The sequence below is a fragment of the Kitasatospora sp. NPDC004799 genome, assembly GCF_040609095.1.
GTDB lineage: Bacteria > Actinomycetota > Actinomycetes > Streptomycetales > Streptomycetaceae > Kitasatospora.
The window spans coordinates 1-10310 of the sequence record NZ_JBEXJK010000294.1 but is presented as its reverse complement, the minus strand read 5'-3'; the positions used below and the strand labels follow the sequence as shown (position 1 = coordinate 10310).

Below are 10310 nucleotides of genomic sequence, written 5' to 3'. Positions count from 1 at the left end.
AGATCGAACCACGCGGCCCCATCGAGACCGAAGCAGCCCGCCGCCTCGCCGACGACCTCAAGCACCAGTAGTCACCCGATTACCCAACACTCTCTGAGGACGTCCTGCCCCGCCTTGCGTGCGTCGCGGTCGGACAGGACCGCCTGCCAGAGCATGACGTAGTCGATCCGGGTGGCGGGCGTGGTCACGGCCAGCCTCAGGAGCCGGGGCAGCCCGCCTTCGGCAGCCGATTCGTCGTGCCGCGCGGCGCAGGCTCGCAGGAAGGCTGCTTCGGCCGTGCTGCGGTCGCGGGCTCCTGTTTGACACCAGGACCGGAGCGCCGAGAGGACGGTCGGGGCGGCCGCACTGACCAGCAGGTTCTCGAGAGTCTGGGTGGCGGCGGAGAGCAGTTGCTTCCGGTCGGGGTCCGTGGTCGGGCCCTGAAGGGGGACGGAGCCGACGATCAGGCCGAGGTCCCGTATTGCCGCCGCCGGCATGGCGGGTCCAATCAGGGAGTAGGTACGGGCGGCGGTCCAGCGTCGTCCGGTGCTGCCTTCCCGACTCCACTGATTTAGCAGTCTTCGGACCACACCGGACTGGCCGCCCTCGAAGGTTGCCGCGAGCGCCCAAGCGGCCTGTTGCCGCTGGCGCAGCTGCTCGGCCTCGGCCCAGGGCGAGAAGAACCTCTCGACGGCGTAAGGGAAGTCGGCGATGGCGATGGTGCCCACTCCGACCGCAGAGCGGAGGCGAATTTCGGCCGACGGTGCGGAGCCCAGGGCGACGAGCCAGTCCACGAGCGGGGCCCGGGCCGCGGGGTGGGTCGTCCAGACATACGTCAGCACGGTGGCCCACAGACTGCTGTCCCGGAAGGCGACCAAGGTCTGTGGGATGGCGCCCCACGGACTCTCAACCGTGCTCGTGTACTCGTGCGCACGGGCCATCTGGAGCCGGTTCTCTCGCGATGCGCCGAACACCGGCAGGCCGGTGGGCTCCGACGGGGCCTCGACTGCACGGAACAGGTGGAACAGTCGATCGCTATGGTCCGCCACCAGGGGGTAGGGCGAGTGGTCGAGAACCGCGAGTACCAGGAGGAAGGCCTTGTCTCTGAGGTCTGGGCCGTCTCCTCGGAACCACGCGTCGACCACGAGTTCCGCCGCCGCCCGGCCGTATGCGGTGAGGTCCTCGGCCGTCACCCTGCCTGTCGCATGGGAATGCAGGAGACGCGCGAAGCCTGCGGCTTCCTTCGGGGTGGGTCTGTTACCCAGGTAGGCAGTGACCTCGGGGAGCTTCAGCAGCTCTGCGTAACTGGTCCCGGACGGCGAAGGGTCCGCTTCGAGGAGGGCTTCCAGGTGGGCTCGGACGACCCGTCCGGGTTCAGGTGCCTCCCACGGGATCAGGGGAACACTGTCGAGGATGGTTCCGGGCTCGGCGGTGATCACGAGGTACCCGCCGTACTGGTTCAGGTGCCGGCGCATGGCGTGGATGTGGACGTCGCGCAGTGGGGCACTCCGACCGGTCAACGGGTCGGCGATCAGGTGACCCCACCCCGGTCGTAGCAGTTCACCGAGCGAGTCGGGTTCCGTGTCCGGATCGATCATGACGACCTGGGAGGGGGCGAGCTGGTCCAGCATCCTGATGGCGGCCGTACGCCGGCCGCTTCCCCGGTGGCCGCAGAGAACGAGCACCGGATCCTTCTCCAGCAGGCTGAGGTGGGCTTCGTCGTACTGGCGAGACGGGCTGAACGCCTTGGCCACCGCCCGTACGTGGTCGGCAGACAGCGGCCCGGACGCGATTCGGTCCCGGTGGAGGCGGGAGTGAAGGTGGATATCGATGTTGTTCTTGTCGCCGCCGACCAAGTCACCGGAGAAGGAAGCGTCCCGTAGGACGTTTCCCTTTAGGGCGAGGAGATGAGGCGCCAGCGACCGCAGCTGCTCGAACGCCTCCCAGGCCTCCGGTGCCTCCTGGTCGGCGGCGTCGGGAGACTCGGAGCCAACTGCATCTGCGGAGGCCTCGTGCTGCTCCGTGCTCACTGCTGTGCACTCCGTCCGGTGTCTTGGGGCACCGGTCCGAGGTATTTGTGGCCCGCCACGGCGTCACCCGCGACATGGGCACCGGCGCCAAAGAAGAAGTTCCCCGATCCGATGTGCATCGTCGGTAGGACGCCGTCCGCGGATGGGGACGCCTGGTCGATCGGCGCGGACGAAGCGCTCGCCGGAGAGGTGTGATCGTCGACGGGCCGTCCGGCGGCCGGGGCGGACCAGATGCGCCTCGGATCGTGGATCCACCCGGTGACGTCGCCCTCCTTCGTGTGCGCAACGAAGCGATGGAAGTGCTCGGCCCGGATACCGGGGTGCCGGTGCCGAACCACCCCGCGGTGCACGGTGTCGGAGACGCAGAGCACGCTCGACTCCCTGGTGGATTCCAGGGCTGCGCGGAGCTGTTGGGTGCCGAGCAGCCGGAACGCCTCGACGAGGTCGGCACCGATGGCTCCCTCCTCGTCGAGGGTGACCTCTCCGGAGTGCACCACGATGCGCAGCCTGACCTGGACGCTTGCGCTCGCTAGCCGGTTGCCGTCGTAGAGCTGCTCGGGCGTATGGGAGAGCAGGGCCCGAATGAGCTGGGGCTTGGGGACTGACGGGTCGATCAGGACGAACACACCGTCGCCCCGGTCCTCCATCCGGTACTCCGAGGCTTCGATCGAGGACTCGGCGAGGGTGCTGCGTAGCACCGAGTACATCATCCGCCGTAGGACGGCGACCTCGACGTCGGATCTCCGACCCGATCCTTCGATGTCGAGAACGAGGATCGTCCTATTGGTGGGTCCGGACAATGAAGCCTCCTCATGGCGCAGTGCGCTGGCGGGTGTTCGCGTGCCACAGCAGGATTCCGTGGGCGCTTACAGGTGGACCAGGGCATTCGCCCCACCACGGGTGTGACCGAATGCTCAATTCGCCCCGACCTGCCGGAGCTTCTCCGGTTGGCGGACGATGAGTACCCGGCCTCGGACCTCCACGATCTGCCGCTCGCGCAGTTCGCCGAGTAGTCGCGTGACGGCCTCGCGGGAAGCGCCGACCGAGCCGGCGATCTCGCTGCGGGTGAGCGGGACCCGGATGGCGACCCCCTCGGGCACTGGCTCCCCGTGGGAGGCGGCGAGTTCCAGCAGCAACCGGGCGAGTCGCTGACGAACCGTGCAGGAGGCGTACTCGAGCCGCTTCCGGTCGCCTGCGACGAGCCGACCGGTCATCAGCCGGAGTAGCTGTAGGGCAGCCTGCGGCTGTGCCGAAAGGAACGAGGTGAAGTCTGATTCCCGGATCGACAGGGCCTGTACTGCTTCAAGTGCTGTGACGGTCGCGGAGCGGGACGAGGCGTTCACTGCGGAGGTCTCGCCCACGATGTCACCGGGGCCACGGAGGGCGAGCAGGGCTTCGTAGCCGGTGCCGGAGCTGGAGGTGACCTTCAACCAGCCGCGCATGATCAAGAGGACGTGGGTGGCATGTTCTCCCTCCCGGATCACCACCGAGCGAGCCGGGTACTGGACCGCAGTGCCGAGTGCCAGCAGCGAGGCACGGGCATCGGCGTCGAGCCGGGCGAGGAACGGGACCTTGTCGTCCAGCCTGTCGGGCACCAAGGGGGCGCTGGACACCCCCGCCATTTGATTACGCACAGTTACCCCCTGATCGGTTCAGAGGTATTTGTACACCATCAAGTGGCAGGCCGTTATTCCATGATCACTAAGGGTGGTGGTTGGAGCGTGGCGGCCCCGGCCGGAGTCGGCGGAGGGTCCACCCGTGGCCGAGCGGCCGGGTGTGGAGGGTGAGGAGTTCGGCGGCGCGGCGGTAGGAGAGGCGGGCGCGGCCGGTGTGGGGGCAGCGGTCGCGGGCCGGGGTGCCGGCGGGGGCGCGGCGGTCGGTGAGGAAGAGCGGGCCGCCGGCGCGGCCGGCGATCAGGAGCGGGAGGAGCCGGGCGGTGCCGGACTGCCAGTGGAGGGCGGCGTACCCGGGGAGGGTGCGGCGGCGGGGCAGGTCGAGGTGGTCGGTGTCCAGGGCGAGGACGGTCTCGATCGGGGCGCCGGACTCGTGCAGCAGGTGCCAGAGCGCCTGTTCGCGCAGCGGCGCGCGGAGGGCGAACAGTGCGCGCAGCTCCTCGGGGCCCAGCGGCCCCGCGTCCGCCGCGGGGGCGGGCAGCGGCCGGAGGAGCAGGTCGGCGGTCGGGTCGCCGGCGAGCCAGCCCCGGGCCCGCCACCAGGCCACGGCCGCGCGCAGGGTGGAGAGTTCCCGGTTGAGGGTGCGCGGGTCGGTGTCGGCTCCGCGCCGGGCGGCGGCGGCGCGGAGCCGCTCGGCGGCGTCCGGGTGGTCGAGCAGTGCGAGCGGCAGGACGGGCGGCCGGGCCCGCCGCCGTTCGGGGCCGGTGGGGGCGGGCCGGTCGGCGAGTGCCCAGGCCCAGGTGTTCAGCGCGATCCGGTAGATCCGCCGGGAGCCGTCGGCGAGCCCGGCGGCGGCCAGGTACCGCTCGACGGCGACGGCGTACTCGACCGGCGGAAGTCCTGCCGCACTTTCTGTCCCGACCGTCACGACCGACCGCCTTCTTCCGCAGTAAATGAATTCCGTCCAGCCGCCAGGACCTTAGCCGAGATTCGCGGTAAAGGGCAGATGGGAGGCCCTGGGGAAGCGAATTTACTGCGGCAGTGTGGCAGCCCTGAGAAATTGACTCCAAAAGACTCAACTTTTTCCCCGGAATCCCTTGAACCGCGCCCCGCCGAACCGCAGACTTGCTGCGCATGGCAGTTCAGACCGAACGGATCCCCGCCCGCAGAAGGCGTCTGGGAGACCGTCTCGCCGTGCTCGGCGAGCGCGAATTCACGTGGTTCTTCATCGGGTACACGACCTCCCTGATCGGCTCCTCGATGGCGCCGGTCGCGGTCGCCTTCGCGGTGCTCGACGGCGGTGGCGGCAGCGGCAGCGGAGGCAGCGGCACCGACCTGGGGTGGGTGATGGCGGCCCGGATCCTCCCGGTGGTGCTGGTGCTGCTGGCCGGCGGGGTGATCGCGGACCGGCTCGGCAGCCGCCGGGTGATGCTGGGCTCGGACCTGCTGCGCGGCGTGGTCCAGGCGCTGTTCGCCGGGCTGCTGGCGGCCGGGCACGCGCCGGTCTGGGCGATGGTCGCGCTGGTGGCGGTCTGGGGCGTCGGCGAGGGGCTGTTCATGCCGGCCTTCGGCGCGATCGTGCCCGACCTGGTGCGCCGCAAGGAGCTGATGGCGGACGCCAACACCCTGCTGGGACTGTCCCGTTCGGTGTCCACCGTGGTCGGCCCCGCCGCCGCCGGCCTGGTGACCGCCGCCTGGGGCCCGGCGACGGTGCTGCTGGTCGACGCGGTGACGTACGGCGTCGGCGCGTTCGCGCTGGCCAGGCTGCGGCTGCCGGTGCGGCCGGCGCCGAGCGGCGGCGAGTCGATGATCCGGGACGTCCGGGACGGCTGGTCGGAGTTCGTCTCCCGCCCGTGGCTGTGGATCACCACCGTGCAGATGGGCCTGTTCAACCTGCTGGTCTGGGCCCCCTTCCTGGTGCTCGGCCCGCTGCTCGCGCAGCAGGGTCTGGGCGGCGCCCGCGCCTGGGGCCTGGTGATGGGCGGGTACGGCGCCGGCGCGGTGCTCGGCGGCCTGCTGATGCTCGGCCGGGCGCCCGGCCGTCCGCTCGCGGTGGCGTCCGTGGCGGCGCTGGCCTGGGCGGTGCCCTCCGGGGCGCTCGCGGCCGGTGCGGGGCTGCCCTGGGTGGCCGCCGGCGCCGTGGTGGCCGGGGTCGGCTCGGCGGTCTGCGGGACGCTCTACAACACCACCACGCAGAAGTGGGTTCCGGTGGAACTGCTCGGCCGGATGACGGCCTTCGGGGTGCTGGGCTCCTTCGCGCTCGGGCCGCTCGGGCTGGCGGCGGCCGGTCCGCTGGCCGGCCGGTTCGGCGCGGACACCGTGCTGCTGCTCGGGGCGGTCTGGCAACTGGCCGCAGGGGCCGTAGTGTTGGCCGTGCCGGCGGTACGGAACCGCCGCTGGGAGGAGGGCCCGGACAGCTGACCGACCCCTCGGACGGCTCCGGGGCGCACCCCCGGCCCACCGCGCACCGCGCCCGGCCGGCCCCGGAGCGCGACCGGCTGCCCCTCCCGCGCACGCACACCTCCGCGGCGGGCGGGGCGGCCCACCCGGTCGTACGGTGGAGGCGGGGGTGACGGAGGAGGTCGATCATGCCCGGCTCGCTCACCATCAGCCATCACGAGTCCGCGGTCACCCTGGACCACACGGACGCGGAGCGGCTCGCCACCGTCCTGGCGGAACTGGCGTACCTGCTGGAGATCCCGGGGCCGAACCGGATCAACGACGAACAGCTCGCCGTGCTGTGCGAGGGCCGCGCCCCGGACCGCGCCGGTCTGGTGCACTGGTGCGCGTCGAACGTCCGCGGGCTGAAGGGGCAGCTCTGACCGGAGCCGCCCGGGCTGTCGGCCGCCCGCCGTACGATGGCGCGCGGGGCGGGGACGCCCCCCGGGTGCCGGGGTGGCCGGCGGCCGGTCCGGCGGAGGGTGGGGGCCCGAGCGTGCCGCAGTCCTGGTCGATGTCCTGGCTGACCGTGCCCACGCCGCTGCCCAGCGGGCCGATGCGGATCGCGGTGACGCCGCTCGGCGTGGCCTCGGCCGGTTACACCGGGCCGCGCGAGGGCGAGGGGCCGGTGTGCACCGACGAGTCGAAGATCGCCGCCGTCACCGAGCGGATCGGCGCCTACCTGGCGGGCCGCACCCGGGAGTTGGGCCTGCCGATCGACTGGAGCCTGAGCTCCGGCCCGCATCGGACGGTGCTGCAGACGCTCTGGCGCGAGGTGCCGTACGGCCGGACCGTGACCTACGGCGAACTGGCCGCCCGCAGCGGGGTGTTCGAGGACGTCACGGAACCCGGGCTGGCCGCTCGCACGGTCGGGCAGATGATGGCGGCCAACCCCGTCCCGCTGCTGGTGCCCTGCCACCGGGTGGTGGCGGCGGACGGGATCGGCGGCTTCGGCGGCGGCCGGGTCGGGATCGAGGTGAAGCGCTGGCTGCTCACCCTGGAAGGCGTGCTGGAGCCGACCCTCGACTGGAACGGCCCGCTGTAGCGGCGGCGGCGGCGGCGGCGCGGCGTGGGCGCGGGCGGGGCGTGGGCGTGGGCGTGGGGGGCGCGGGCACGGATCGCGGCGAGGGGTGGCGCCGAGCGGGGCGCGCATGCGGGAGGATAGGGCGCGCGGCACCCCCATTTGTTCGAATAGATAGTCGAACAATATCGATCGGGTGATCTATTCGTACTATTTGTTTGAGCATTCCGAACCACTCGAACGAGTGATTGCGGGATGCCCTCGCATGGGCCCACCATGAAGCTGCAACACGCATGCGCAAGGCGACACTTCATCGGGATATGCGAAGGGCCCCCCTCATGTCGACCGAAACCAATGCCGGTATTCCAGCGCCCGGTGCGCAATCGGAGCTCCGGCAGCAGCAGAGCCTGAGCACGGCGGGCGCGCGGAACCTCGCGACGACCACCAAGTCCGCGCCGCAGATGCAGGGCATCAGCCCGCGCTGGCTGCTCAGGAAGCTGCCCTGGGTGCAGGTGTCCGGCGGTACCTACCGGGTGAACCGCCGCCTGCGCCACTCGGTCGGCCGCGGCCGGGTGAGCTTCGTCAAGACCGGCGCCGAGGTGCGGATCGTCCCGCCCACGCTGGCCGAGGTGCCGGTGCTGCGCGGCTTCCAGGACGAGGCCCTGCTGGAGGAGCTGGCCGCGCGCTTCGTCCAGCGGGACTTCGCCGCGGGCGACGTCCTGGTCCAGGCCGGTGCGCCGGTCACCGAGGTGTTCCTGATCGCGCACGGCAAGCTCGACCGGCTGGGCACCGGCAAGTACGGCGAGGAGACGGTGGTCGGCACCCTCGCCGACGGCGACCACCTCGGCGACGAGGCCATCCGGCAGGACGGCGGCGACTGGCCGTACACCGTCCGCGCCGCGACCTCCGGCACCGTGCTGTCGCTGTCCTGGCCCGCCTTCCAGGAGCTGCACGACCGCTCCGAGGCGCTCCAGCTCCAGGTCATCGAGTACCTGAACGGCTTCCAGCAGGCGCAGAACAAGCACGGCGAGGCCGCGATCGACCTCTCCGCCGGCCACGAGGGCGAGTACGAGCTGCCCGGCGCCTTCGTCGACTACGAGCTCAAGCCGCGCGAGTACGAGCTGAGCGTCGCGCAGACGATCCTCAAGGTGCACACCCGGGTCGCCGACCTCTACAACCAGCCGATGAACCAGACCGAGCACCAGCTCCGGCTGACCATCGAGGCCCTGCGCGAGCGCCAGGAGCACGAGCTCGTCAACAACCCCGAGTTCGGCCTGCTCAGCAACGCCGCGTACGACCAGCGGTTCCAGACGCACTCCGGCCCGCCCACCCCGGACGACATGGACGAGCTGCTCAGCCGCCGCCGCGGCACCCGGATGTTCCTGGCCCACCCCAGGGCCATCGCCGCCTTCGGCCGGGAGCTCAACAAGCGCGGCCTCTACCCGGGGACGGTCGAGGTCGAGGGCAAGCAGGTCATGTCCTGGCGCGGGGTGCCGGTCTTCCCGTGCAACAAGATCCCGATCGTCGGGAGCACCAGCTCGATCCTCGCGATGCGAACCGGCGAGGACAACCAGGGCGTCATCGGTCTGCACCAGACCGGAATTCCGGACGAATACCAGCCGAGCCTTTCGGTGCGGTTCATGGGAATCGACGAGAAGGCCATCATTTCCTACCTGGTGAGCGCCTACTACTCCGCCGCGATCCTGGTGCCGGACGCGGTCGGCGTCCTGGAGAACGTGGACATCGCGCAGTACTGACGTTCCGCGGGGCCGGGTCGCGGAGCCCGCGCCGTGCGCCGGGGCCGCCCACCGGCCCCCGGCCGGACGGCGCGCCGTGGCGCGTACGGGCCCGGCCTGAGCCGGCCGGGAGCGGTGAACGGCCGCGCCCGGCCCCGCGGCGCAACCCCGGTCCGCCGTCGGCGGGCCGTCCCACGACAGGCGCCCGACAGGGGGAGACACCCATGACGAGTCCCACGCTGGAGCGGGACCACAAAGAGGGGCACGAGGCGGCGGACATCCTCGCCCGGACCCGTGCCCTGGTCGACCCGGTCCTGCGGGCCGCCGTCGACTCGCTGCCCGGCACCATGCGCAAGGTGGCCGGTTACCACTTCGGCTGGTGGGAGGCGGACGGCACTCCCGCCGAGGCCTCCGCCGGCAAGGCGATCCGGCCGGCCCTGGTCCTCGCCGCCGCCCAGGCCCTGGGCGGCAAGCCCGACGAGGCCGTCGCCGCGGCCGCCGCGGTGGAGCTGGTGCACAACTTCACCCTGCTCCACGACGACGTCATCGACCGGGACGACACCCGGCGCCACCGGCCCACCGCCTGGCGGGTGTTCGGCACCACCGAGGCCATCCTGGCCGGGGACGCCATGCACTCCCTGGCGCTGCGCCTGCTCGCCGAGGACGGCCACCCGGCCGCCCACGGTTCGATCCGCCGGCTCGCGGACTGCGTGGTCGAGCTCTGCGAGGGCCAGCAGATCGACTGCGCCTTCGAGCGGCGCAACGACGTCTCGCTGCCCGAGTGCCTGGCCATGGCGGAGGCCAAGACCGGGGCGCTGCTCGGCGCGGCCTGCGCGATGGGCGCGCTGTACGGGGGCGCCTCGGAGGAGGCGGCGCAGGCGCTGGACGGCTTCGGGAGGGAGATCGGCCTGGCCTTCCAGCTGATCGACGACCTGATCGGCATCTGGGGGGATCCGGCGGTCACCGGCAAGCCGGTCGGCGCGGACCTGGTGGCCCGGAAGAAGTCGCTGCCGGTGGTCGCGGCGCTGGGGTCCGGCACCGTCGAGGGCAAGACGCTGGCCGAGCTGTACGCGCTCGAACGTCCGCTGAGCGCCGAGGAGTTGGCGCAGTGCGCGGCGGCCGTCGAGGCGGCCGGCGGGCGCGGCTGGGCGCAGGGCGAGTCCTGCGAGCGGATGGCGACGGCGATGGCGCAGCTGGCCGTGGCCGTCCCGGAGCCGGCCGCGGCGGACGAACTGCTGGCGCTCGCGGAGCTGGTCACCCGCCGTACGCACTGAGCGGGCGGCCGGCCGTAGGCGCTGCCCGGGGCCACCCGCCGTATGCGGCGCCCGGCCCTCGCCGTGTGGGCCGGCCGTGTCCAACGCGGCCACCGGAGTGGGAAGTCGGCCCGTCCGACTTCCCACACAGGCAGCTGCAGGGGCGCCCGCGGCGTCGGCCCAACGCGGCCCACATCCGCAGGGGCGAGGCGCGGTAGGAGGCACAAGAGAAGAGCGGC

9 protein-coding genes are annotated in these 10310 nt (G+C 72.0%); 5 read left to right on the top strand and 4 right to left on the bottom strand.

Annotation, left to right across the window (positions count from 1 at the left end):
- Positions 1-71: 71 nt before the first annotated feature.
- The 4 genes from ABZW03_RS29250 to ABZW03_RS29235 all read right to left on the bottom strand — a co-directional run bounded on the left by ABZW03_RS29250 (position 72) and on the right by ABZW03_RS29235 (position 4550).
- Entirely contained in the window at positions 72-2009 is a 1938-nt protein-coding gene (locus ABZW03_RS29250; protein ID WP_355264642.1) for a hypothetical protein, read from the bottom strand.
- Complete coding sequence (locus ABZW03_RS29245; RefSeq protein ID WP_355264639.1) at positions 2006-2809, bottom strand: hypothetical protein; 804 nt, start codon at positions 2807-2809, stop codon at positions 2006-2008. Before ABZW03_RS29245 ends, ABZW03_RS29250 begins: the two co-directional genes overlap by 4 nt.
- A 114-nt stretch (positions 2810-2923) precedes the next feature.
- Positions 2924-3622, bottom strand: coding sequence for a Crp/Fnr family transcriptional regulator (locus ABZW03_RS29240; protein ID WP_355264636.1), 699 nt, complete (start codon positions 3620-3622; stop codon positions 2924-2926).
- An 88-nt stretch (positions 3623-3710) separates the two neighbouring features.
- Positions 3711-4550: a hypothetical protein gene (locus tag ABZW03_RS29235; protein ID WP_355264633.1), complete on the bottom strand. Its 840-nt coding sequence runs from the start codon at positions 4548-4550 to the stop codon at positions 3711-3713.
- Between the two features lie 206 nt (positions 4551-4756).
- On the opposite strand from ABZW03_RS29235, the gene ABZW03_RS29230 reads away from it, so the two are divergent.
- The 5 genes from ABZW03_RS29230 to ABZW03_RS29210 all read left to right on the top strand — a co-directional run bounded on the left by ABZW03_RS29230 (position 4757) and on the right by ABZW03_RS29210 (position 10092).
- Positions 4757-6043: an MFS transporter gene (locus ABZW03_RS29230; protein ID WP_355264631.1), complete on the top strand. Its 1287-nt coding sequence runs from the start codon at positions 4757-4759 to the stop codon at positions 6041-6043.
- A 167-nt stretch (positions 6044-6210) separates the two neighbouring features.
- Positions 6211-6444: a hypothetical protein gene (locus ABZW03_RS29225; RefSeq protein ID WP_355264628.1), complete on the top strand. Its 234-nt coding sequence runs from the start codon at positions 6211-6213 to the stop codon at positions 6442-6444.
- 113 nt (positions 6445-6557) lie between these two features.
- Positions 6558-7106: a methylated-DNA--[protein]-cysteine S-methyltransferase gene (locus tag ABZW03_RS29220; RefSeq protein WP_355264625.1), complete on the top strand. Its 549-nt coding sequence runs from the start codon at positions 6558-6560 to the stop codon at positions 7104-7106.
- 314 nt (positions 7107-7420) lie between these two features.
- Positions 7421-8839, top strand: coding sequence for a family 2B encapsulin nanocompartment shell protein (locus ABZW03_RS29215; RefSeq protein WP_355264622.1), 1419 nt, complete (start codon positions 7421-7423; stop codon positions 8837-8839).
- A gap of 203 nt (positions 8840-9042) precedes the next feature.
- On the top strand, positions 9043-10092 hold the full coding sequence (locus ABZW03_RS29210) for a family 2 encapsulin nanocompartment cargo protein polyprenyl transferase (protein ID WP_355264619.1): 1050 nt from the start codon (positions 9043-9045) through the stop codon (positions 10090-10092).
- The last annotated feature ends 218 nt before the right edge of the window (positions 10093-10310 follow it).

Coding starts and splice junctions, on each gene's coding strand:
- ABZW03_RS29230 (WP_355264631.1), top strand. CDS start 4,757: ATGGCAGTTCAGACCGAACGGATCCCCGCCCGCAGAAGGCGTCTGGGA.
- ABZW03_RS29210 (WP_355264619.1), top strand. CDS start 9,043: ATGACGAGTCCCACGCTGGAGCGGGACCACAAAGAGGGGCACGAGGCG.
- ABZW03_RS29225 (WP_355264628.1), top strand. CDS start 6,211: ATGCCCGGCTCGCTCACCATCAGCCATCACGAGTCCGCGGTCACCCTG.
- ABZW03_RS29215 (WP_355264622.1), top strand. CDS start 7,421: ATGTCGACCGAAACCAATGCCGGTATTCCAGCGCCCGGTGCGCAATCG.